18 protein-coding genes are annotated in these 23,784 nt (G+C 69.0%); 14 read left to right on the top strand and 4 right to left on the bottom strand.

Going from position 1 to position 23,784, the window contains the following annotated elements; all coding sequences use genetic code 11:
- Positions 1 to 53: 53 nt before the first annotated feature.
- Positions 54 to 1,061: a ketopantoate reductase family protein gene (locus AXE84_RS01945; RefSeq protein ID WP_060956650.1), complete on the bottom strand. Its 1,008-nt coding sequence runs from the start codon at positions 1,059 to 1,061 to the stop codon at positions 54 to 56.
- Positions 1,062 to 1,371: 310 nt separating this feature from the next.
- On the opposite strand from AXE84_RS01945, the gene AXE84_RS12350 reads away from it, so the two are divergent.
- A complete protein-coding gene (locus AXE84_RS12350) occupies positions 1,372 to 1,797 on the top strand; it encodes a helix-turn-helix domain-containing protein (RefSeq protein ID WP_081093015.1) in 426 nt (141 codons plus the stop codon).
- A 44-nt stretch (positions 1,798 to 1,841) separates the two neighbouring features.
- Entirely contained in the window at positions 1,842 to 2,906 is a 1,065-nt protein-coding gene (locus AXE84_RS12345; RefSeq protein ID WP_150116281.1) for an alpha/beta fold hydrolase, read from the top strand.
- Between the two features lie 392 nt (positions 2,907 to 3,298).
- Here AXE84_RS12345 and coaA read toward each other — a convergent pair whose 3' ends face one another.
- The gene (gene coaA, locus AXE84_RS01940) at positions 3,299 to 4,282 is read right to left on the bottom strand and encodes a type I pantothenate kinase (protein ID WP_060956649.1); all 984 of its coding nucleotides are present in this window, start codon (positions 4,280 to 4,282) and stop codon (positions 3,299 to 3,301) included.
- A 172-nt stretch (positions 4,283 to 4,454) separates the two neighbouring features.
- On the opposite strand from coaA, the gene glmS reads away from it, so the two are divergent.
- Positions 4,455 to 6,359 (top strand): glutamine--fructose-6-phosphate transaminase (isomerizing), encoded by a 1,905-nt coding sequence (glmS, locus tag AXE84_RS01935; RefSeq protein WP_060956648.1) that lies wholly within the window; start codon positions 4,455 to 4,457, stop codon positions 6,357 to 6,359.
- Between the two features lie 69 nt (positions 6,360 to 6,428).
- On the opposite strand, the gene AXE84_RS01930 is transcribed toward glmS, so the two are convergent.
- Positions 6,429 to 6,908, bottom strand: coding sequence for a holo-ACP synthase (locus AXE84_RS01930; RefSeq protein WP_060956647.1), 480 nt, complete (start codon positions 6,906 to 6,908; stop codon positions 6,429 to 6,431).
- Positions 6,909 to 7,105: 197 nt separating this feature from the next.
- Between AXE84_RS01930 and AXE84_RS01925 the strand changes: the two genes are divergently transcribed.
- The 10 genes from AXE84_RS01925 (at position 7,106) to tsaD (ending at position 19,112) form a co-directional block, all read left to right on the top strand.
- Positions 7,106 to 9,016 (top strand): bifunctional ADP-dependent NAD(P)H-hydrate dehydratase/NAD(P)H-hydrate epimerase, encoded by a 1,911-nt coding sequence (locus AXE84_RS01925; RefSeq protein WP_060956646.1) that lies wholly within the window; start codon positions 7,106 to 7,108, stop codon positions 9,014 to 9,016.
- A 121-nt stretch (positions 9,017 to 9,137) separates the two neighbouring features.
- The gene (gene alr / locus AXE84_RS01920; protein ID WP_060956645.1) at positions 9,138 to 10,451 is read left to right on the top strand and encodes an alanine racemase; all 1,314 of its coding nucleotides are present in this window, start codon (positions 9,138 to 9,140) and stop codon (positions 10,449 to 10,451) included.
- A gap of 80 nt (positions 10,452 to 10,531) precedes the next feature.
- Entirely contained in the window at positions 10,532 to 11,170 is a 639-nt protein-coding gene (gene tsaE / locus AXE84_RS01915) for a tRNA (adenosine(37)-N6)-threonylcarbamoyltransferase complex ATPase subunit type 1 TsaE (protein ID WP_060956644.1), read from the top strand.
- The gene (locus tag AXE84_RS01910) at positions 11,167 to 12,225 is read left to right on the top strand and encodes a hypothetical protein (RefSeq protein ID WP_060956643.1); all 1,059 of its coding nucleotides are present in this window, start codon (positions 11,167 to 11,169) and stop codon (positions 12,223 to 12,225) included. Before tsaE ends, AXE84_RS01910 begins: the two co-directional genes overlap by 4 nt.
- Before the next feature lie 9 nt (positions 12,226 to 12,234).
- Entirely contained in the window at positions 12,235 to 12,993 is a 759-nt protein-coding gene (gene tsaB / locus AXE84_RS01905; RefSeq protein ID WP_060956642.1) for a tRNA (adenosine(37)-N6)-threonylcarbamoyltransferase complex dimerization subunit type 1 TsaB, read from the top strand.
- Positions 12,994 to 13,018: 25 nt separating this feature from the next.
- Entirely contained in the window at positions 13,019 to 13,624 is a 606-nt protein-coding gene (locus tag AXE84_RS01900) for a GNAT family N-acetyltransferase (protein ID WP_060956641.1), read from the top strand.
- A gap of 387 nt (positions 13,625 to 14,011) precedes the next feature.
- Positions 14,012 to 14,764: a succinate dehydrogenase cytochrome b subunit gene (locus AXE84_RS01895; RefSeq protein ID WP_178384973.1), complete on the top strand. Its 753-nt coding sequence runs from the start codon at positions 14,012 to 14,014 to the stop codon at positions 14,762 to 14,764.
- A gap of 12 nt (positions 14,765 to 14,776) precedes the next feature.
- A complete protein-coding gene (locus tag AXE84_RS01890) occupies positions 14,777 to 16,777 on the top strand; it encodes a fumarate reductase/succinate dehydrogenase flavoprotein subunit (RefSeq protein ID WP_010614570.1) in 2,001 nt (666 codons plus the stop codon).
- Positions 16,774 to 17,544, top strand: a complete 771-nt coding sequence (locus AXE84_RS01885; RefSeq protein WP_003785183.1) for a succinate dehydrogenase/fumarate reductase iron-sulfur subunit — start codon at positions 16,774 to 16,776, stop codon at positions 17,542 to 17,544. The genes AXE84_RS01890 and AXE84_RS01885 overlap by 4 nt, the downstream gene beginning before the upstream one ends.
- A 521-nt stretch (positions 17,545 to 18,065) precedes the next feature.
- Positions 18,066 to 19,112, top strand: a complete 1,047-nt coding sequence (tsaD, locus tag AXE84_RS01875; RefSeq protein WP_060956639.1) for a tRNA (adenosine(37)-N6)-threonylcarbamoyltransferase complex transferase subunit TsaD — start codon at positions 18,066 to 18,068, stop codon at positions 19,110 to 19,112.
- Here the strand turns inward: tsaD and AXE84_RS01870 are convergent.
- Entirely contained in the window at positions 19,096 to 19,818 is a 723-nt protein-coding gene (locus AXE84_RS01870; protein WP_060956638.1) for a TetR/AcrR family transcriptional regulator, read from the bottom strand. The two genes, tsaD and AXE84_RS01870, sit on opposite strands and share 17 nt — an antisense overlap.
- A 120-nt stretch (positions 19,819 to 19,938) precedes the next feature.
- Here AXE84_RS01870 and AXE84_RS12335 point away from each other — a divergent pair, with 120 nt between their 5' ends.
- Positions 19,939 to 23,763, top strand: a complete 3,825-nt coding sequence (locus tag AXE84_RS12335) for an ABC transporter ATP-binding protein (protein WP_081093014.1) — start codon at positions 19,939 to 19,941, stop codon at positions 23,761 to 23,763.
- Positions 23,764 to 23,784: the final 21 nt, after the last annotated feature.

Raw genomic sequence — 23,784 nt, 5'->3', positions numbered from 1 at the left:
CAAGGCTGGACCCCGGCGGTTTCACCGCGGCTTCACCGCGACGCCACTCGGTTTCACGCCGTTTCGTTCCGTTCATGGACCATGCCAGGTAGGTGCTGATCACGGCGGGCAGCCTTGTCACGGGCCGCTTCGTAGCTTCTGTAGAAGATGGGAGCAGAGACTCCGTTGGTCCGGCCCTGCTCGTAGACGGTCCGGCACACGAACAACAGGTCAGCGGTGTTGCCATGCAGCGTCATGATCCGTCGGGTGAGGAGATTCCTGGCGAACATCCGCTTCATGAGGGGTGCGGACGCGGCGGTCGGCAGCCGGTAGGCGAGCATCTCGCTGCGGTAGCGCCTCAGATCAACGCCGCGCGAGGCCACGATCCTCGATGTTTCCCGGATCGCCTTGACCACCCGGGCGAGCATCCTGGTAGAGCCCATGAGCTGCTCGGCGGCGCGCGTCGTGTCCTCGACGTCGCCGTACATTGCTGCCACGGCACCGACACCGGCGTTGATCGCCATATGCAGCCAGATCCACTCGAGCATGTCATGGGGGCGCTCGAGGCTGATACCGCAGGAGCCGAACAGCGCCTCCACCCCCTCGTAGCCCGGGAAACGGGCTTTGTCGCGCCGCTCCAGCATGATGTGGTCGAAGACGCAGCTGGCGAGCCGTTCTCCCGTGATGCTCCCGCCCGCCACCGGGTACCCCAGGAGGACATCGCGGCCGGCCATCAAACGGTCGAGCTCCTCGCGCTCTCCCCAGAATCCGCAGAACAGAAGCACAGGCCCCTCGATCCCACCCGTACGGAGGGCGGCCATTGCCTCGGCGATCCTGCCCTGCGGCACCGAGACCACGATGAGGTCGTAGCTCGTGTGTCCCCGGTGGTGAACGGTGTACTGGTCCTGGGACAGCGAGCCTTTCGGGTCAGTCCTGCCATCGAGGATCTCGACCTCGAGCGAGCTGACTGAGGCCCTCGTACTGCTTTGTCGCACCAGGTGCTCGACGTGGTGACCGGCCTTCTGAAAAAGGTATCCGTACGTCGTCCCGATCACCCCCAGACCGACGACGAGGACGTTCATGGGAGCTGTAGGTGTTGCCTGGGTTGTCATGACCGTGAGCCTGTGGTCCTCAGGTTTCAGACCGCCTTCACGGTGGCTTCAGGGACGGGCGCTCAGGACTTGCGCCGCAGGACCCGGCTCATGCGGTGCTCGGCGTCCTTGGCCGGGACCAGGGCTGCCCGCCCCGGGAAGGTCATCAGATCAGGATCGGTGAAGGGCGGGTTCTAGTGTGATTCAAACAGGCGTGGATGCCACTATTTTTAACATGCAAACCTCATCGTGTCTGTATTGTTTGATTGACGACCACAGTGTGTCGTTTTATCATTCATTCATGATTAGTAGTAACATCGCCGCCTTGCGTAAAATGCATCGCTGGACTCAGGAAGCATTGGCAAACAAGGTTGGCGTCTCTCGGCAGACCATTGCCAAGTGGGAGGCTCCGGGTGGTAATCCCGACATCTCCTCATGTATTCGGTTAGCGCAGGCGTTCGATGTTGCGATCGACGATCTTGTCAACGGTGACACTTCATTTGTTTCCATGCTTGATCGCCCCGGCAAATACATATTTGGCACCGTTGTGATCGATCAGGATGGAAGACTTACGCTTCCGGTACGTGCCAGAAAGGTTTTCAACATTAAGGCTGGTGATGAGCTCCTACTTATTGGCGACATCGATCAGGGGCTCGCTTTGATGGATACGCAGTTCTTCGTGCAGGCTGCTCGTCATGTGGAGGGGGGGCCATCGTGCGGCACGTGACAATACTGAAAACTAAGCGAAGGAGGGTGCGTGTGCTGATAATAATGTGCGCCGTGCTTGGCCTGCTTGGGGGAGGTGTGACTTATTTTGCTCATCGAAATATGACGTATGATCAGGCTGCTGAGGCGGCTGTTCGTCGTGCTGGTTTTGTCGAAAGGCAGGTAACGCTGCCGAGCGGTTCAATCATTCACTATGGTGAGGGGCCGGCCAATGGTTCGCCGCTCATGTTGGTCCACGGCCAGCAAACAACGTGGAGGGACTATAGTGCGGTGCTCGGAGAACTATCTCAACGCTATCACGTGTTTGCGGTCGACTGTTATGGCCATGGTGGATCGAGTAAAAATCCGGCAGATTATACGGCAATCAAGAATGCGATTGATTTCGTGTGGTTTATCCAGCATGTTATCAAGTCTCCAGTATTGATCTCCGGCCACTCTTCGGGAGGTCTGTTGGCGACTATCGTTGCCGCCAGGGCTCCGCAGCTTGTCATTGGTTTGTTGATTGAGGATGCGCCATTCTTTGCGACTGAACCTGGGAGGGCTGAGAAGACATTTGCTTGGCTCGGGTTTCGCGATATGCATCGTTTTTTGCGAAGCGGTGAACGAAATTTCACTCGCTACTCGCTTGAGCACGCCTATCTTGCGCAGGTTCTTGGGCAAAAGAACTTTGATGTGTTTGTTAAGCGGCCTGCCCTCGATTACATGAGGCGCCACCCTGGCGAAATACCGCGCCTTTGGTATTATCCTCCTGAGCTGCATGTCAATGAGTTCTTCGACTTGACGGCTAACTTGCAGGATGGTACGGGCGCTTATGATTTACGATTTGGTGAGACTTTCTATGATTTCTCGTGGTTTGCTGGTTTTGATCAGGAGGAGATGTTGAAGGCTGTGCGCTGTCCGTCAATTCTTTTGCATGCTGCTCATCCGTCAAATATGCAGGGCTACTATGATGGTCGTGGGGTGCTGCTCGGTGCTATGGATGATCGTGACGCGTCGCGTGTCCACTCGCTTCTCTCTCGTAACACTCTAGTCGACAACGTTAAAAGCGGTCATGATATTCATTCTGAACGGCCTGAGGTTTTTATTAAGGCTGTCGATGATCTTCGTTAATCTTGTGGAAGGAGTGGGGTAGGGGTGTTTTCTGAAAATTAAAATCGGTGCCGACACCACGGTGTTAACGCTGGGTGCTGCACTGGACTCTTCGGGTTGCTGACGGTGCACGCTTGATGTCGGTTCGGGCATGTTCGTCTTCTGGGTCGGTCCATTCCACGAGGGTGGGGATCTACTGGCCAGGGGTTGTGCGCACTGCACGAAGGTCCTACCTACCTGGAGTGCACCCGCCCCTCCCGCAGTAGCACCCGCCCCTCGTGCAGTGCACGCCCAAGGCTGGCAAGGCGGCTACGGGCGACCGCGTCCGCTATGTCCGGTGAACCGGCTGATGACTTCACCCCAGGCAGCTCACCCCGCTGGAGTCTCAGCGCGAGGACGAGGGGGACGGGCGCTCAGGACTTGCGCAGCAGGACCCGGCTCATGCGGTGCTCGGCGTCCTTGGTCAGGACCAGGGTGGCCCGCCCTCGGGTGGGGGCGATGTTCTCGCGCAGGTTGACCAGGTTGACGCTTTCCCAGATCTCGTTTGCTCCAGCCAGGGCCACGTCGTCGGGGATCTCGGCGAAGCGGCGGAAGTAGGAGCCCGGCTGGGTGAAGGCCGTGTGCTTGAGGGTGAGGAACCGGTCCAGGTACCAGCGGCGGATGTCGTCGGGGTCGGCGTCGACGTAGATCGAGAAGTCGATGAAGTCGCTCACCGCCAGCGCTGAGGCCCCCGGCCGCGACCCCCGCGGGGCGGGCTGGAGCACGTTGAGTCCCTCCAGCACGAGAATGTCGGGCCGCTCCACCGTCACGTGCCGGTCCGGGACGATGTCGTAGACCGTGTGGGAGTAGACGGGCGCCTGGACGCGGTCGCTGCCGGACTTCACTGCCGCGACGAACTCCAGCAGGGCGCGACGGTCGTAGGACTCGGGGAATCCCTTGCGGGCCATGAGTCCGCGCTCCTCAAGGACCCGGTTGGGCAGCAGGAAGCCGTCGGTGGTCACCAGGTCCACCCGGGGCGTGTCCGGGAAGCGGGCGAGCAGGTGGGCGATGAGGCGCGCCGTCGTCGACTTGCCCACGGCGACCGACCCGGCCACCGCAACGATAAAAGGCGTGGGCGGCTCCCTCACCCCCAGAAAGGCGCCAGTGCGGTGCGCCCGCTCGCGCGAGGTGGCGATGTAGTCCTCCAGCAGGGCGGTCAGGGGCCGGTAGACGGCGTCGACCTCGGCCAGGTCGATGGGGTCGCCCAGTCCCCGCAGCTTCTCGACATCGGCCTGGGTCAGCGGCAGTGGCGCCGAGGACGCCAGGGCGGACCACTGGTCCCGGTCCAGCTCGATGTAGGGTGAGGCGCACGGGAAGCCCAGGTCGCTCGGGTCGCTCAGCTCGGATGTCACTGGCACAGTGTCGCAAATGAAGACGCCCGGCGGACAATCCCTGAGGAATGAACAGGACTCCTCGGGACGCCGGTGGGACACCGGCGAGGGGTGAGATCACACTGAGATCACGCCGAGATCACATCGACGTGTCCCTACGCTCGTTGTCAACGCCGCGCCGGCATGATTCGATCGGAGCATGTGTGGAATTGTTGGCCACGTCGGCCCTCCGAGTGAAACTGGTTCCTCCCGTTCCCTGACCGTTCTCATGGATGGCCTCGGCCGTCTGGAGTACCGCGGCTACGACTCTGCGGGCGTCGCGCTGGTGGGCCCCTCCGGCCTGGATGTCATCAAGGAGGCGGGCAAGCTCTCGGGGCTGCGCGCCATCCTGGAGGCCACCCCGCCGGCCCCCGCCACCGCGGGCATCGGCCACACCCGCTGGGCCACCCACGGCGGCCCGACGACGGCCAACGCCCACCCCCACCGCGCCGGCCACCTCGCCGTGGTCCACAACGGCATCATCGAGAACTTCCGCCCGCTGCGCGAGGAGGTCGAGGCCGCCGGGCGTGAGCTCGTCTCCGACACCGACACCGAGGTCGTCGCCCACGTCCTGGACATCGACTTCACCTCCCGTCTGCGCCAGGACCCGTCCGCCGCCTCCGACCCGACCCGGGTCGCCGACCTCCTGGTCGCCTCGATGCAGGCCGTCACCGCCCGCCTCGAAGGCGCCTTCGCGCTGCTGGCCGTCACCGACCTGGCCCCCGCGGCGATCGTCGCCGCCCGCCGCTCCAGCCCCCTGGTCATCGGCCTGGGCGAGGGCGAGAACTTCCTGGGCAGTGACGTCGCCGCCTTCGTCGCCTTCACCAAGAAGGCCGCCGAGGTCGACGACGACCAGGTCCTCCTGCTGACCGCCGACGCCGTCCACGTCTGGGACAAGGACGGTAACGCCGTCGAGCCCAAGGCCTGGGAGGTCTCCTGGGACGCCTCCGCAGCCGTCAAGGGCGGCTACGACACCTTCATGGACAAGGAGATCCACGAGCAGCCCACCGCCGTGGCCGACACCCTGCGCGGCCGCGTCGATGAGCGCGGTGAGCTCCAGCTCGATGAGATGCGCATTGACCCCGCCGTCCTGCGCAGCGTCGACAAGATCATCGTCATCGCCTGCGGCACCGCCGCCTACGCCGGGCACGTCGCCAAGTACGCCATCGAGCACTGGTGCCGTATCCCCGTGGAGGTCGAGCTCGCCCACGAGTTCCGCTACCGCGACCCGGTCGTCAGCGAGAAGACCCTGACCGTGGCCATCTCCCAGTCCGGCGAGACCATGGACACCATCCAGGCCGTGCGTCACGCCCGCGAGCAGGGCAGCAAGGTCCTGGCCATCGTCAACACCTACGGCTCGACCATCGCCCGCGAGGCCGACGCCGTCCTCTACACCCACGCCGGCCCGGAGGTCGCCGTGGCCTCCACCAAGGCCTTCCTCGCCCAGATCACCGCCTGCTACCTGCTGGGGCTCTACCTGGCCCAGCTGCGCGGCAACAAGTGGCCCGACGAGGTCGCCGAGTACCTGGACAACCTCGCCGCCATGCCGGACCGCATCCAGCACGTCCTGGACCACGAGGAGGCCCGCGTGCGTGAGCTGGGCACCGAGCTGGCGGACAAGTCCTCCTTCCTGTTCCTGGGCCGCCACGTCGGCTTCCCGGTGGCGCTGGAAGGGGCGCTCAAGCTCAAGGAGCTCGCCTACGTCCACGCGGAGGGCTTCGCCGCCGGTGAGCTCAAGCACGGCCCGATCGCGCTCATCGAGGAGGGCCTTCCGGTCTTCGTCATCGTGCCCACCCCGCGCCGCCCCGTCCTGCACGACAAGGTCATCTCCAACATCCAGGAGATCCGGGCCCGCGGCGCGCGCACCATCGTCATCGCGGAGGAGGGGGATACCGACGTCGAGCCCTTCGCCGACCACATCATCCGGATGCCCGTCACTCCCACGATCCTGTGGCCGCTGCTGACCGTGGTGCCGCTGCAGATCTTCGCCGCGGCCCTGGCCGGGGCCAAGGGGCTGGACATCGACCAGCCGCGCAACCTGGCCAAGTCCGTCACCGTCGAGTAGGACCGACGCCGAGACGTCGACTCGCCCCGCAACGGTGCCGAGCCCGCAGTCCGGGCTCGGCACCGTCGTCTACAGGGCCGGGCGCAGGGACCGGATCTGCCGCTTCGTGCGGGCCTGTGAACGCTGGGAGGACAGGGCCAGGTCGTCGTCGTTGTCGACGTGATCGGCCTGGGCGACGACGAAGGCCTGGGCCATACCGCCGTCGTGTGCCAGGGAGATGTGCCAGTGGCCGATGCCGGCCTGGCGGGCGGCCATCGCGGCCGCCCCGGTCAGACGCAGGCGCGGTGGGGTGCCGGGCGTGGAGGTCACCTCGATGTCCTGGTACTCCCACCCCTGGGGCGCGTCCAGCCCGAGCTCGGCGTAGGCCGACCCCAGGGCCTTGAGAACCGCCTCCTTGGCCGCTAGACGCGCCCCGAGTGAGGCGGCCCGCTTCTGGCAGGCGGCCAGCTCGGCGGGGGTGAAGAGCCGCTCACGCAGGCCGGGTACCCGGTCCATGTAGCCTTCGAGGCGGGGGATATCAACCAGGTCGGTCCCTACAGCGCGGATCACTCGGCCATTGTGCCGGGTGAGCGGGCAGCGCGAGGGGCGAACGCGCCACCAATTCTGGAAGAGACAACTTCTTGGCGCTTGGCCGCGGACGGGCAATGCGGGCCGGCGGCCACCCGCGAGGTCTTGCTCTGTGAAACTGCCCGTCTCAAAGCCGTGTTGGAGGGGCGAGCAGAGCGAAGCGGAGGACAATAGGACGGATGAGTGACCTCAACGATCTCCCGCGTTCCCACGACGTCACCGACCCCACCACCTGCGCCTGGCCCGCTCAGGAGATAGCGGCCGCGGAGGCCCCTGTCACCGCAGGCACCGACCGCTACATGAGAGCCGCCGCCCACGCGGTGGCCCGGGCGGCGCTGCGCGAGCTGCGCCAAGGAACCGGCAATGCGGGCGCCGCGGTGGCCCCCGCCCGGCCGGTTCCGGCGCCGTTGACCTCAATGAGCCCCATGGGGGTGGCCGCCACCCCAGCCTCACCGCTGTCCCCGGCGACGCCGCTGAGAGGAGCAGGTGAGGCAGCGGGGACGCAGACCGGCCCCGGATGGATCTCCGGGGCCCCGGTACTCCTCTTAGTCGGCGGCGGCCACAACGGGGCCGACACCCTCCTGGCTGGAGGTCTGCTCGCCCACAGCGGCTGCGCGGTCAGCGCCGTGCTCGCCACCGAGCACCCCCATCCCGTCGCCCTGGAGGAGGCCCGCGGCCACGGCGTCACCATTCACGGCGCCGGCTACCGCAGCGACGACGGAACCGGCCAGGACTCCGCCGAGGCCGTGGCCGCTATCGAAGCCTTCCTCGTCCACGGCGGACTCGTCCTGGACGGGCTCACCGGCATCGGCGCCACCGGGGCGCTGCGACCTGACGCCGCCGCCCTCATCGCCCCGCTCATCGCCGCCGGGGAGCCGGGGCGTCGCCCGCTGCGAGTCATCGCCGTCGACCTGCCCAGCGGAACCGGCGTCGACGACGGCACAGTGAGTGGCCCGGTCCTGGCCGCCGACCATACCGTCACCTTCACCTGCCTCAAGGGATGCCAGTGCCTGCCCCCGGCCCGGCACCTGTGCGGCGTCGTCGAAGTCGTCCCCCTCGGACTGCCCGCGCCCACGAGCCGGCCCCTGGTCCGACGCCCCGTCGACGGCGCCCTGGGCGACTACCTGGCCCGCGCTGTTGGCGAGCCCGGCCCCGGCGACCACAAGTACACCCGCGGCGTGGTCGGCCTGTGGGCCGGCAGCGAGTCCTACCCCGGCGCCGCCGTCCTGGCCGCCAGCGGCGCGGTACGCGCCGGCGCCGGCATGGTGCGCCTGTCCGCCCCCAGACGCGTGGAGGACCTCGTCCTGGCCGCCCGCCCCGAGGTGGTCCCCGCCGCCGGACGCGTTCAGGCGCTCGTCCTGGGGCCGGGCATCGACCCCGCTGACACCACCAGGGCCGATGAGGTGCGAGCCGTCCTCGCCCCTACCCTGGGTCCCTGCGGCAAAGACCAGCAGTGCCCCACCCGGATCCCCACCGTCGTCGACGCCGGCGCCCTGAGCATCCTGTCCGAGCTCCTCACCGAGGACCTGAGCTGCACGCCGCTGCACGTGCTGACCCCGCACGCCGGAGAGGCCGCTGCGCTGCTGATCGCGTTGGAGGATCAGGGGACGCCGGTGCAGGAGACCCGTCAGTGGAGCCGCGAGCGCGTCGAGGCCCACCCGGGGCTCGCCGCCCGCGAGCTCTGCCGCCTCACCGGCGCCACCGTCCTGCTCAAAGGAGCCACCACCCTCATCGCCGCACCGCAGCGCCCCCTGGTCAGCGTGGACGGAGGACCCGGTTGGATGGCGAGCGCCGGAAGCGGGGACGTGCTCGCCGGGATCCTCGGAGCCGTCCTGGCCGGCGCGGCCGCCCGCTGGGAGCAGGGCGCGCCGGACGCCTCGGGGGCGGACCCGGTCTTGGACGCGCTGGTCGACTCGGTGGCAGCCGGAGTCAGGCTGCACGCGCTCGCGGGGGCCTATGCCGCAGCAAGTCCTCAGAGCGCCGGGGGAGCGCGGACCGGCGGGCACCCGATCGCCGCCCTGGACATCGCCGCTGCCCTCGGTCCGGCCCGCCTTGAGCTCAACTGGCTCCAGGCGGTGCCCCACGTCTGAGACGCGTCAGCCACGCGGTATCCGTCAGGACTCCTGACCGGAGGCGTGCGCCAGGAAACAGCGGCGCTACCGGCCCCAGTGCGACAATCGCGCCGTGACCACCTCCCCGGACTCAGCCGCAATGCCCTCGTCCGCCGCTCCGCGCCCGGCAGTCGCCCAGTGCGCGCCACCGGCAGCGACCACCTCGCGGGCCGTCGTCGACCTGGAGGCCGTGGCCCACAACGGGCGGTGCCTGGCACAGGTGGCGGGCGTGCCGTGGATGGCCGTGGTCAAGGCCGACGCCTACGGTCACGGGCTGGGCCCGGTCGCTCTGACGGCCCTGTCGGCGGGAGCCTCCTGGCTGGGGGTGGCCCAGCTCGCCGAGGCCCTGACTCTGCGTGCCCTTCTGGACGAGGCCGGTGTGAGACGCCCGGTGGGGGAGCCCACCTCGCAGGCCCCCCGGCTCCTCACCTGGCTCCTGCCCGTCATGGAGCCTGATCGGGCGGCCGCCCAGGACTCGCCCCTGCGTGCCGCCCTGGTGGCCGACCTGGACCTGTCGGTCTCCACCCTGCCCCAGCTCGAGGCCCTGTCGGCGGCGGCCCGGGCGCAGGGGAGGGCGGCGCGTCTCCATCTCAAGGTCGACACCGGCATGTCGCGCGGCGGCGCCACCGTCGAGGAGCTGCCCGCCCTGGCCGCCGCGCTGAGGCGGGCCGAGGATGAGGGAACGGTCGACGTCGTCGGCCTGTGGTCGCACCTGTCGCGCGCCGACGAGCCGGCCAGCGGCTCCACCGAGGAGCACCTGGAGCGCTACCGGCAGGCCGAGCAGGTCGTACGAGACGCCGGCCTCAACCCACCTACTCACCACCTCGCTGCCACCGGAGGACTCCTGTGGCACCCGCAGGCCCGCATGGACCTGGTGCGTGTGGGGATCGGCCTGTACGGGCTGAGTCCCGACCCCTCCGTGGCCACCGGCGCCGAGCTCGGGCTGCGGCCCGCCATGCGCCTGGAGTCCCCGCTGGTGCAGGTCAAGCGCATCGAGGCCGGGCAGGCCGTCTCCTACGGGGGGACCTGGAGCGCCCCCACTGATCGCTGGGTGGGGCTCGTGCCCCTGGGCTACTCCGACGGCATCCCGCGCGCCGCCAGCTCCGCCGGTCCCGTGGGAGTCGGCAGCCTCATGACCTCCATCGTGGGGCGGGTGTGCATGGACCAGGTGGTTATCGACCTCGGCCCGGCCGTGGACGAGACCGGCGCGCCCCTGCCGGCACCGGCCCGGGTCGGGGACACCGCCGTGCTCTGGGGCGCCCCGCAAGCCTCGGGCCAGGAGGCTGTCCCCACCGCAGACGACTGGGCACAGGCCTGCGGCACCATCAACTACGAGATCGTGACCCGGTTGGGAGCTCGTGTCCCGCGCTGCTACGTCGGGGAACCCGGCACCGGCGACTACTCTCGACCCTAGACAGCAGACGTCGGATATCGCCGGTCCCCGCCGGGCCGACCGGTTCCACCATCGGAGCCTTGCATGGAAGAGGAGGGAATATGAGCCCAGCGCCGCACACACCGCAGACCGCCCCCGGGATCACCGTCGCCACCAGCGACGCCGACGAGACCCGGGCACTGGGGGCCCGCCTGGCCCGCCTGCTGCGCGCCGGTGACCTCGTGATGCTCTCCGGCGGGCTGGGGGCCGGCAAGACCACGCTCGCCCAGGGCATCGGCGCAGCCCTTGAGGTGCGTGGCCGGGTCTCCTCACCCACCTTCATCATCGCCCGCGTGCACCCCGCCCTGTCCGACGGCCCCGACCTCATTCACGTGGACGCCTACCGGATCACCTCCCTGGAGGAGATCGACGCCCTCGACCTGGACTCCTCCCTGGAACGGGCCGTCACCCTGGTCGAGTGGGGCGAGGAGAAGGTCGAGGCCCTGAGTCCCGACCGCCTGGAGATCCAGGTGATGCGCCCCCACGGAGCCGTGCGCGCTGAGCTCCCGCAGCCCGAGGACGCCCCCGCCGGGGCGGAGTCTTCCGCCGGCTCGGTGGCCGGGGAGCCGGTCGTGGACCTCGGCGAGGTCGACGACGGCAACCGGACGATCATCGTGCGCGCCGTCGGTCCGCGCTGGGCCGACGTCGACCTGAGCCCACTGGGAGCAGACGCCTCCTGCCAGCCGGGAGTGCCGCTGTGAACACTCCCGCCACCGTGGCACCGGTCCGCAACGCCATCCCCATCCGGGCCGCTCAGCGCTCCCGGCGTCCCCGGCGTTCTCGGCGCCTGATCCTGCCGGCTGCGGCGGCGACGCTCCTGGGCGCCTGCCTCCTGGTCCCGGGGCCGGCCCGAGCCGTTGCCGATGCCAGCCCTCGGGTCGCGCCGATCACGTCGGCCGGCGGCGTGGCGGGTGTCGCGGCCGATGCCGACTCGCGTGACGAGGCCAAGGCGCTCATGGAGAGCGAGTGCGTGGCGCAGGTGCGTCAGAGCACTGGCGAGCAGGGCGAGATCACGGTGGGTGAACCGCGCAGCGTCTACACCTGGGCCACCGGCTTCCTCGACGGCTCCCAGCCCTCCGCGCAACCCGTCGACACCGGCGACTGGGCCGCGACCGTCTCCTCGGGCGGCAAGCCGGTCGGTCTTCTCGAGGTGGTCCATGACAAGGGGCACGCCACCTGCACCCCCGTCTTTGACGACGACCTGGCCACCGATGTCGACCAGATGGGCGAGGCCCACCTCGTCCACGACCGCAACGCCAACGCCTGGTACTCGCTGAACGGCACCACGGTGACGGCGATGGGGGAGGCCGCCACGCGGCGCCTGGCCGGCCCCATCGAGCTGCGCGACTACGGAGAGATCCTGCGTGAGCGCGCCGGGTCCAAGCCCAAGACCTCCACCGCTCAGGGCGAGGAGCGCTCCACCACGGGGGGTTGGGCGATCTGGGGGCCGGTCCTGGCGGTCGTCGTCGTCGGGATCGTCACCGTCATCATCACGGTGCGTCACGAGCGCAAAGTGACCGCCCCACTGCGCCAGGCCCGCAACCGCGCCGACATGGCCGAGCGCGCCGACCGGCTCAGCCGGGACGAGTCCGACACTCAGGGCGCCGCAGTACGCCGGGGCATCCCCCGCGCCGCCATCGACCTGTCCCTCCTGGGGGACGGGGCCGAGGACGACGCCGATGCGACCGCCGGCGAGACCCTGGGGGACACGATCCCTGAGAGCCGCGTCAACCTGCCACGCAACCCGAGGGCATAGGCTGGTCCGGTGCGAATCCTCTCCATCGACTCCTCCCTGGGGACTCAGGTCGCGGTCGTCGACGCCGCCCCCTCCGCCGCCGGCGCACGCGCCCTGCAGGTGCTGAGCCAGGACGAACAGGCCGATACCCGCCGTCACGCCGAGTCCCTCGGACAGATGCTCTCCCGGGCCCTGTCGGCTCCCGAGGCGGCCGAGCGCCCGCTGGACGCCGTGGTCGCCGCCACCGGGCCGGCCCCCTTCACCGGACTGCGGGCCGGACTGGTGACGGCCGGGGTCGTCGGGCGCACCCGGGGCGTCCCCGTCCACGGGGTCTCCAGCCTCGACGCCGTCGCCCGCCGCGCCCTGGATGAGCTCGGGGCCCAGGAGGGGCAGACGGGGCCGGTCGTTCTGGTCGCCACCGACGCCCGCAGGCGCGAGGTCTATACGGCACCCTTCCGCGCCAACGGTCCCGACGACGTCACCCGCCTGACCGAGATCATCGTCTGCCCCCCGGCCCAGGTCGCCCAGCGCCTCGCCGAGCAGGCACCGGGACCGGGCGGGGGGAGTGGAGGCATCGATGTCGTGGCCGGCTCCGGTGCCTCCCTCTACCCCGAGCTGGCGGAGATGGCCTCCTGCCGCGAGGCCCTGGCCCCCGTCTCCGGTGACGTCCTGACCCAGGTGCGCATCGCCCTGGCTCGCCTCGAGCGCGGCGAGGAGCTGAGCACGCAGCCGCTCTACCTGCGCCACGCCGACGTGCAGATGCCTGCCGCTCGCAAGCGCGTGCGCTGACCCCGGGGCGAAGAAGGACACTGAGGTGCCCGAGGCGACCGGAGCGGGCCGGGCCCCCGGTCTGCGGGAGATGGCGGCGGGGGACCTGGAGGCCGTCGCCCGAATCGAGGGCGAGCTCTTCGGAGCCGAGGCCTGGAGCCGTGACCTGCTGGCCGCCGAGCTGGCGGCCTCCCACGGGCCGATGGCGGACCGCCGCTACGTCGTCGTCGAGTCCGAAGAGAGCGATGGCGACGGTGACGCCTATGACCCCGCGGATTGCGCTGTTGGAACCGGGTCGCACGGGCCACGGCTCCTGGGCTACGCCGGGCTCTACCACGCCGGTGGGCTGACCAGTGCGGACCTGCTGACCATCGCCACCGTCCCGGCTGCGCGCGGACGAGGGATCGCCTCCCTCATGCTCACCGAGCTCGTCTCCACCGCCCGAGAGGTGAGCTGCCCCGATGTCCTGCTGGAGGTGCGCCAGTCCAACGAGACCGCCCAGCGGCTCTACACCAGGCACGGGTTCGTTCCCATTGGCCGGCGCCGCCGCTACTACCAGGCGCCGCCGGAGGACGCCGTGGTCATGCGGCTGACTCTGCGCCCGCGCCCGGGGCCGGTGGGGGCCGAGGCCGGTGAGCCCGGCGAGACCTGAGTCCGTGGGGCGACTCACCGGGAGCAAGCCCCAGAGTCCGACTGGACGGATTGCGCTGGGCCTGAAGAAGCAGATGGATGCTGCAGCGACCGGAGATAAACACGGGCCGCGGGAGGACAAGCGGTGAGTGTCGGCCACTTCACAGATTTGTCTGACGCCCCCGTGACGAAAAGGAGGCCTCAGACGTCGGCGTCAGCATATTCCGCGGCGTTGAATGACGAATCGAGACCCGTTGAGATCCCCAGGATTCCGCGGATCGTCTCCCCAACATCGCTGGTGGGGTGCAGATCGCGCCTACGGGACCTGGTGCCCGGCTAGCCTTCTGCCGTGGCCAAAACATCTGCTCCTTCCCTGAAGAGGCGGACCGCCTTCTCCACGACCGTCTTCATGAAGCGCATGATGGCGATCTCGGGACTGGTGTTCCTGTTCTTCGTCCTCTTCCACGCCTACGGCAACCTGCACTACTTCGAGGGTGAGGTCGCCTACGATCACTACGCCGTGTTCCTGCGAGCACTGCTGGTACCGATCATGCCCTACGGCGGTGTCCTGTGGATCCTCCGTCTGGCTCTCATGGCCTGCCTCCTGGCTCACGCCGGCAGCGCCTTCCACCTGTGGGCGCGCAACAAGCGGGCCCGTGGCAACGACAAGTACGCCGTCAAGAAGCCCGGCGCCGAGTACTTCGCCTCCCGCTACGCCATGCGCACCATGCGCTGGGGCGGCGTCATCCTCCTGCTGTTCATCATCTGGCACCTCCTGCAGTACACCACCCTGTCACTGACGCCGGGGGGACACTACGTGCACGGACGGGCCTACCTGAACATGTACTACGGCTTCCAGCTGTGGTGGGTGTGGCTCATCTACGCGATCGCGCTGGCCGCCCTGTGCCTGCACGTGTGGCACGGCGTGTGGTCCGCCCTGCAGACACTGGGCGCGGTGCGGGGCAACACCATCCCCTTCATCCGGCTGATCGCCTTCGTGCTGGCCTTCGCGCTGTTCGCCGCCTTCATGGCGGTTCCGACGGCGATCCTCTTCGGCTATGTCGATGCCCCCATGGCCACTGGCGACTACTACCCGCAGTTCTGTGACGCGATCGGCTCCTCCGCCGAGCACTTCGCCGAGTGTGCTACGGCGACCCACTGAGAGTGAACGACTATGACTGAACTCATCGACGGCCTGTACTACGAGGGCGAGAAGATCGCCGACACCAAGGCCCCCCACTCCGTCCCGATCGACCGGCGCTGGGAGCAGCGCAAGTTCGAGGCCAAGCTGGTCAACCCCGCCAACCGCCGCAAGCTGGACATCATCGTCGTCGGCTCCGGCCTGGCCGGCGGCGCCGCGGCCGCCTCCCTGGGCGAGCAGGGCTACAACGTCAAGGTCTTCTTCTACCAGGACTCGGCCCGCCGGGCGCACTCCATCGCCGCCCAGGGCGGCATCAACGCCGCGAAGAACTACCGCAATGACGGCGACTCCGTCTACCGGCTCTTCTACGACACGGTCAAGGGCGGTGACTACCGCGCCCGCGAGGACAACGTCTACCGCCTGGCGGAGGTCAGCGCCAACATCATCGACCAGTGCGTGGCCCAGGGTGTCCCCTTCGCCCGCGAGTACGGCGGTCTGCTGGACAACCGTTCCTTCGGTGGTGTGCAGGTCTCCCGTACCTTCTACGCCCGCGGCCAGACCGGCCAGCAGCTCCTCATCGGTGCCTACCAGGCCCTCGAGCGTCAGGTGCACGCCGGCACGGTCAAGGAGTTCCGTCGCCACGAGATGGTCGAGCTCATCATCGTCGACGGTCGCGCCCGTGGCATCGTCACCCGCGACATGGTCTCCGGGAAGATCGAGACCCACCTGGCCGACGCCGTCGTGCTGGCCAGTGGCGGCTACGGCAACGTGTTCTTCCTGTCGACCAACGCGATGGGTTGCAACGCCACCGCCGTGTGGCGCGCGCACCGCAAGGGCGCCTACTTCGCCAACCCCTGCTACACGCAGATCCACCCCACCTGCATCCCGCAGTCCGGGGACTTCCAGTCCAAACTCACCCTCATGAGTGAGTCCCTGCGCAACGACGGACGCATCTGGGTGCCCAAGAAGGCCGAGGACTGCGACAAGGACCCGCGCGACATTCCCGAGGAGGCGCGCGACTACTACCTCGAGCGCATCTACCCGGCCTTCGGCAACCTCGTGCCGCGCGACATCGCCTCCCGCCAGGCCAAGAACATGTGCGACGAGGGTCGCGGCGTGGGGCCGGCCATCAAGGAGCGTGACGCCAACGGCAACGAGCGGATGATGCGTCGCGGCGTCTACCTGGACTTCTCCGAGGCCATCAACCGCCTGGGCAAGGACGCCGTCTCTGCCCGCTACGGCAACCTGTTCGAGATGTACCAGCGCATCACCGGGGACGACCCCTACGAGGTCCCCATGCGCATCTACCCAGCCGTGCACTACACGATGGGTGGCCTGTGGGTGGACTACGACCTGGAGTCCAACGTCCCGGGCCTCTACATCGCCGGAGAGGCCAACTTCTCCGACCACGGCGCCAACCGCCTGGGTGCCTCCGCCCTCATGCAGGGGCTGGCCGACGGCTACTTCGTCCTGCCCGACACCATGAACGACTACCTGGCGGACATGCTGCGCCTGGGCAAGGTCGACCCCAACGCCCCGGAGATCGCCGAGGCCAAGCGCTCCGTCGAGGAGCGCGTCGCCCGCCTCATGGCTCTTCGCGGCACCCGCAGCGTGGACGACTTCCACATGGCCCTGGGCCGCATCATGTGGGAGTACTGCGGCATGGAACGGCGCGACGCCGGGCTGCGCGACGCCATCGGGCAGATCCGGGCCCTCAAGGAGGAGTTCTGGCGCGACGCCCGCATCACGGGCCAGGCCGACGAGCTCAACCAGGCCCTGGAGAAGGCCGGCCGACTGCTGGACTTCTTCGAGCTGGCCGAGCTCATGTGCATCGACGCCCTGCACCGGCGGGAGTCCTGCGGTGGCCACTTCCGGGCGGAGTCCCAGACTCCCGAGGGTGAGGCCCTGCGGCACGACGACGAGTTCCTCTACGTCGCCGCCTGGGAGTGGGGCGGGGAGAACCAGCCGCCGATCCTCCACAAGGAGGACCTCGTCTACAAGGACATCGAGCTCAAGCAGCGGAGTTACAAGTGAACATCAAGCTCAAGATCTGGCGCCAGAAGAACAAGGACTCGAAGGGCCACTTCGAGGAGTACGCCATGAGCGGGATCGAGGAGCACATGAGCTTCCTCGAGGTCCTCGACCTGCTCAACGAGCAGCTCTTCGCCGAGGGCAAGGAGCCGGTGGCCTTCGACTCCGACTGCCGCGAGGGCATCTGCGGTCAGTGCGGTGTGGTCATCAACGGGCAGGCCCACGGGCCCATCCGCTCGACCACCTGCCAGCTGCACATGCGCCACCTGGCGGAGGACCCCTCCTTCAAGGACGGCTCCACCATCACGATCGAACCGTGGCGCTCCACCGGCTTCCCGGTGCTGCGCGACCTCATCGTGGACCGCTCCGCCCTGGACCGCATCGTTCAGGCCGGTGGCTACATCTCGGTCAACACCGGTGGGGCCCCGGAGGCCCACTCGGTGCCCGTGCAGAAGGAGAAGGCCGACGCCGCCTTCGAGGCCGCCGCCTGCATCGGCTGCGGTGCCTGCGTGGCGGCGTGCCCCAACGCCTCGGCCATGCTGTTCACCGGTGCGAAGATCTCGCACCTGGGTCTGCTGCCGCAGGGCCAGCCCGAGCGCCTGGCTCGCGTGGTGAGCATGCTCAACCAGCACGACGCCGAGGGCTTCGGCGGCTGCACGAACATCGGCGAGTGCGCGGCCGTGTGCCCCAAGTCGGTTCCGCTCGAGGTCATCTCGCGCCTCAACCGGGATCTCGGCCACGCCCTGTGGAAGGGCCAGCACGCCCACTGATCCATCCGCCTCACTCCATACCGAGCCGGGCACTTCTCGCGTCGTCCTCCAGACACTCTGTCGGGGATCGCGAGACGTGCCTGGCTCGGTGGTGTTCTACGTGCATACCTTCTACCAGCGCACGCCGGTGGGGGCATTCTGCGCGTGCGGGGGCATTCTCTTCCGGACGGGGGCATGTTGCGCGTACGGTGACAGGATTGCTGTCCCCGACGGCGTCGAATGGCCCCGCCCGGAACGACGCGCGCCCGGCCGCGTGGAATGTCCCCGCCCGTGAAGTGCCCGGCTCGGCGTTCATGGATGGTGAAGGTGATCCCGGTGAAGTCCGCGATGCGGGGGACGTGCGAGCCGGCCTCGGGGGCGCCGGCTTCCTCCATGCGCACCCGCATGAGCGCGATCGGCGCGGAGGTCACCAGGGCCAGCGGAACGCGGGCATCGATCAGGGCTGTCATGAAGGCTGCGGCACCCGAGGCCTCGATAGGCGCCTGTTCGGCGTCCGTCTCTCCAGGCGATAGTCTGGCCCCGTGAGCGACCCTCTCATTCTCGGTATCGAGTCCACCTGCGACGAGACCGGCGTGGCCCTCGTGCGCGGCCGCGAGCTCCTCGCCGACGTCACCGCCACCTCCATGGACCAGTACGCGCGCTTCGGCGGCATCATCCCCGAGATCGCCTCACGCGCCCACCTGGAGTCCTTCCTGCCGACCCTCGACGCCGCGCTGGAGAAGGCCGGTGTCGACCTCAGCGAGGTCGATGCCGTCGCCGTGTGCGCCGGTCCCGGACTCATCGGCTCCCTGACCGTCGGCATCTCCGCCGCCAAGGCCCTGGCCGCGAGCCTGAACCGGCCGATCTACGGCGTCAACCACGTCATCGGGCACTTGGCGGTCGATGAGCTGGTCGACGGCCCCCTGCCGGAGCATTTCGTCGGACTCATCGTCTCCGGCGGCCACTCCAACCTCCTGAGCATCCGGGACATTGCCACCGACGTCGTCGAGCTCGGCGGCACTCTCGACGACGCCGCCGGTGAGGCCTTCGACAAGGTCGGCCGCCTCCTGGGCCTGCCCTACCCCGGCGGCCCGCACGTGGACCGGCTCTCCCAGGAGGGCGACCGCGGCGCCATCCGCTTCCCCCGAGGGCTGGCCGCGGGCAAGGACAAGGAGCGCCACCGCTACGACTTCTCCTTCTCCGGCCTCAAGACCGCCGTGGCCCGCTACGTGGAGTCCCTGGAGGACTCCGACCAGGAGGTGCCCAGTGCCGACGTCTGCGCCGCCTTCTCCGAGGCCGTCAACGACTCCCTGACGGCCAAGGCGGTCCAGGCCTGCCTGGACACCGGCTGCGACACGCTCGTCGTCGGGGGAGGGTACTCGGCCAACTCCCGCCTGCGCTCCCTGGCCGCCGAGCGCTGCGAGGAGGCCGGCATCACCCTGCGCCTGCCACCACTGCGCTTCTGCACCGACAACGGCGCCCAGATCGCAGCCCTGGGGTCAGCGGCCGTGCGGGCAGGCGTCGTCCCCAGCCCCATGGACTTCGCCCCGGACTCGGGGATGCCGCTGGACGTCAGCGTCGCCCACTGACGTCGCCCCCTGACGCCGACTTCCCTCCCGTATCCGTTGCGCTCGGGGGCAGGCCCGCGGCCACTCCCCGGATGATGATCTCGATCTTTCGGTCCAGGCCGCCGCGCTCCAGCCAGCTCTCGTTGGGCGTCAGCGCCTCGGGCAGGGGAGGGTTCCCGGCGGCGGCCGCGAACCGGCTGGTCTCCTCCAGTCCCGTGGGGCCGCCCTGCCCCGAGGAGGCCACGGGGGAGCGCATGACCTCGATTTGCGCGTGCGTGGAGATGACGGTGTCGCCGACGAAGTCCAGGACCACCCCGGCCTCCTCGGCCCCCAAGCCGCCGTCGACCAGGGCCTGGCACGCTTGAGCCACGGGGGCGGCGAAGAGCTGGTAGGCCCACGGCACCCCCATGATGACCCCGGCCAGGCCGGGGTAGCGCTCCAGCATCGCCCAGATGGCCTCGGCGTGGGCCCGCACCGCATCGGGCCAGCGCCTCCCGGTGCCCGGGACGTCCACCTCGGCAGCGATCCTCTCCAGGCAGGCAGCCAGCAGATCCTCGCGTGATGAGATTGTTCGGTACAGCCCGGAGACCGCCACCCCCAGATGCTTGGCCACCGCCGTGAGCGTGAAGTCCGCGATGCCGATCTCGAGGGCGGCATCGACGACGTCGTCGCGCGAGAAGCCCGGTCTCGGTCCGGTCGGTCGGCCCAGTCGCGCAGGTCGTGTCATGGCAGCACCGTAATGGTCCCCGGGGGCTGTTGCCTGTGGTTCAGCGGCGAGAGTAAGGTGGACCTTACTGAGTTCTGAAAGCTATTCAGAATTAGGGTCGACGGAAGGTAGGGACACCTGATGGACACGCGGACACAGTCGTCAGCTCCGGGAGCCTCGCCGCATCCATCGCCCGCGCCGTCGTCGCCGCCCTCAGCCGGCGCGGCAGCGCCTGACGACGCAGCTGAGGCGACCCCGCAGGGCAACGTTCAGCGCTCGCGCGAGGGGCAGGCAGCCATCGCCCGCCTCGGTGCCCCCGTGCGCACCCGGCTGCGGATCGGTCAGGCCCTCGTCCTGCTCTCCGCGATCCTGGCCGTGGCCCCCTACATCGCACTGGTCCAGCTCGGCGATATCCTGCTGCGCGCCTACCGGGCGGGCCTGAGCCCGGATCCCCAGCAGGTGTCAGGCGCGGTCATGGTGCTTGTGAGTGCCTACTCCACCCGCCTGCTGCTGTACTTCCTGGCGCTGCTCATCACCCACCTGGCCGACCTGTCCCTGCGCGACCGCCTGCGCCGCGACATCGTTGCGCGTATCTCCCATGCCCCGCTGTCCTGGTTCACTGCCTCCAGCTCCGGGCGCCTGCGCAAGGCCGTCCAGGACGACACGACCCTCGTCCACACCGTCATCGCTCACGGTCCCGTCGAGCGCCTCAACGCCATCGTCACCCCGCTGGCCCTGCTGGGCTGCGCCTTCTGGATCGACTGGCGCCTGGCCCTGCTGGCCGTCTCCACACTCGTCCTCTACGTGCTCACCTACTCGGTGTCCATGCGCGGCATGAACGAGAAGACCGTGGAGATGGACCGCAAGCTGGCAGCCATCTCCTCAGCCATGGTCGAGTTCGTCTCCGGGATCAGCGTGGTCAAGGCCTTCGGACGCGTGGGACGAGCGCACTCGGCCTACCTCACCGCCGCGGACGAGTTCTCCGCCTTCTACCGCGCCTGGGCGATGCCCCTGGTGACCGTCACCTGCCTGTCCTTCACCTGGGTCTCCATCCCCGTACTGCTCCTGGTCAACCTCGGCGGTGGGGCGCTGCTCATCCACGCCGGGGCCGTCACCCTGCCCCAGGTCCTGGCCACGACCCTCATTGCTCTGGTCCTGCCTGCCGCCCTCATCACCATCGCCTCGATCTCCTGGTCCTACCAGCTTGCCGGCGCGGCGGCCCTGCGGCTGTGCGAGGTCCTCGACACCCCCGTCCTTCCCGCCGCCGACCGGCCCGAACAGCCCCGCGCGGCGCGAGTCGAGATCGACCACGTCTCCTTCTCCTACGGGGAGGTCCTTGCCGTCGACGACGCCTGCCTGACCCTGGAACCGGGAACCGTGACCGCGCTGCTGGGCCCCTCCGGCTCGGGCAAGTCGACACTGGCCACCCTCATCGCCCGTTTCGCCGACCCCGACGCCGGAGCTATTCGCATTGGCGGGGTGGACTTGCGGGACATGGACGAGTCCACCCTGTACTCCACCGTCTCCTTCGTCCTCCAGGACGCCCAGCTGCTCGCCACCACCGTGCGCGAGAACATCGCCCTCGGGCGCCCCGAGGCCGACCTGGCGCAGGTGCGCGCCGCCGCCCGCGTGGCCCGCATCCACGACGAGATCATGGCGCTGCCGCAGGGCTACGACACCGTCCTAGGGCAGGACACGGCACTGTCCGGTGGACAGGAGCAGCGCATCGCCATCGCCCGCGCCATCCTGCTGAACACCCCCGTCATCGTGCTTGACGAGGCCACCGCCATGGCCGACCCCGAGTCCGAGGCCGAGATCCAGGAGGCACTGAGCGCCCTGGTCAAGGACCGCACCGTCCTGGTCATCGCCCACCGGCCGGCTGCCGTGCGCGGCGCCGACCGCATCGCCGTCATGGACGGCGGACGCATCGTCGCCGCCGGCTCCCACGATGACCTGGCAGATGAGCCCCACTACCGGGCTCTGCTGCGCCAGGCCGGCGAGATCGAAGGTGCCACGGAGGTGGATGGTGACGAGACCGCCGCCAGGATGGAGAGCCCCGCACTCGCCGACGGCGCGGCCGACAGCCCGGATAACGGTGAGGTTGACAGTGCGGCTGACGGCGGTGCCCCGGTAGCGGTGCCCTCCCGCGTCGATGACCGGGGCGGGAGGGCGGGGGCCGCGCTCCCGGTCCCCTCCACCCCCGGTGGGTCCTCCCAGCCGGCGGACTCCCTGCTGTCCCGCTTCCGCCGACTCATGACCGACTCCTCTTGGAGGCAGACCCGAGGGTGCATCGCCCTGGCGGGAGTCAACGGGGTCCTGGTGGGACTCGCGCTGCTGGTGCTGCTGCCCGCCTCAGTGGCTCTGGCGACCGGTGCGCCCCGATGGGGGCTGTCCTTCGGCGGCTGGCTCGTCGTACTGGTCGTTCTCGGTCTCGGCGCGGCCGTCTGCGACTTCCAGGGACGGCGCATGGGCATGTCGGGGGCGCTGGGCTTCATGCACGACGTCCATCACGCGGTGGGTGACCGGATCGCGCGCCTGCCCCTGCGCTGGTTCACTGCCGACTCCGCCGGCACCCTGTCCCGGGCCGTGAGCCAGGAGATGGTGGCCCTGGGGGAGTCCGCCGCCCACTTCATGTACCTGCTCACCTCCACTGCTGCTGCATGCGTGGTCGTCGGGGTCGGCTCCTGGGCCTGGGATTGGCGCCTGGGAGTCCTGCTGACGGTGGCCGCGCCCCTGTTCGCCGGACTCGTGCGCCTCTCGCGCCGTCTGCTGGACCGCGGTAAGTCCATCTCCGAGCCCGCCGAGCGTGAGCTCGCCACCCGCATCGTCGAGATCGCCCGCTGCCAGGGTGCCCTGCGATCCTGTCGGGCAGCCTCCGGCTACAGCCGCCTGACCGCCGCCTTCGACGACGGGGCCCGCGCCTCCAGGCGAGCCCTGTGGTGGGAGTCCGCCGGCAACCTCGTCAACGGCGCGCTGAGCCAGATCGTCGTCGTCGCCATGATCGTCCTGACCTCCTCACTGGCCGCCTCCGGCACCATGGAGCCGCTGGTGGCCATCGCCGTCATCGGCATGTGCCTGCGTTTCACCACCATGCTCGACGACATCGGGGCAGCCGTCATGGGCGTGGAGGAGCGGCGCCAGATGATGAACCACCTCGATGCCGTCATGGACGCCGAGCTCATGGCCGAGCCGCAAGAGCCCAGTGCGCTGCCCGAGCCGGGGGCCGTCGAGCTCGACGACGTTGCCTTCGGCTACCGCCCCGACGAGCCCGTCCTGACCGGGGTCTCGATGAGGGTGCCCGCGCGCACCATGTGCGCGATCGTGGGCCCCTCCGGCAGCGGCAAGACGACCATCGCCCGCCTCGTCGCCCGCTTCTGGGATGTGGACTCGGGAACCGTGCGTGTCGGCGGCACCGACGTGCGCGACATGCCGACATCCCAGCTCATGGAACAACTCTCCATGGTCTTCCAGGACGTCTACCTCTTCGACGACACCCTGGCCGCCAACATCTGTATCGGCAACCCCGCGGCCGACGACGCCCAGGTGCGCTGGGCCGCAGGGCTCGCCGGCGTCACGGAGATCATCCACCGCCTGCCCCATGGATGGGACACGCGCGTGGGAGAGGGCGGACGGGCCCTGTCCGGTGGTGAGCGCCAGCGCGTCTCCATCGCCCGCGCCCTGCTCAAACGAGCCCCGATCGTCCTGCTCGATGAGGCCACCAGCGCGCTGGACGCCGAGAACGAGGCGAATATCGTCGCCGCGATGGAGGAGCTGCGCCGCACCTCGACCCTCATCGTCATCGCCCACAAGCTTGAGACGATCGCCGCCGCCGACCAGGTCATCGTCCTCAACGACGCCGGGCGCATCGCCCAGCGGGGACACCACGATGAGCTCGTGGCCGTCGACGGGCCCTACCGCAGCTTCTGGGAGCAGCGCACCCGGGCGCGCGGTTGGGCACTCGTCTAGAGGACAAGCGCGAGGGAGGTG

It is taken from the genome of Actinomyces oris (assembly GCF_001553935.1).
GTDB lineage: Bacteria > Actinomycetota > Actinomycetes > Actinomycetales > Actinomycetaceae > Actinomyces > Actinomyces oris_A.
The sequence above is the reverse complement of the archived record's forward strand: the minus strand, read 5'-3'. Positions and strand labels throughout refer to the sequence as shown.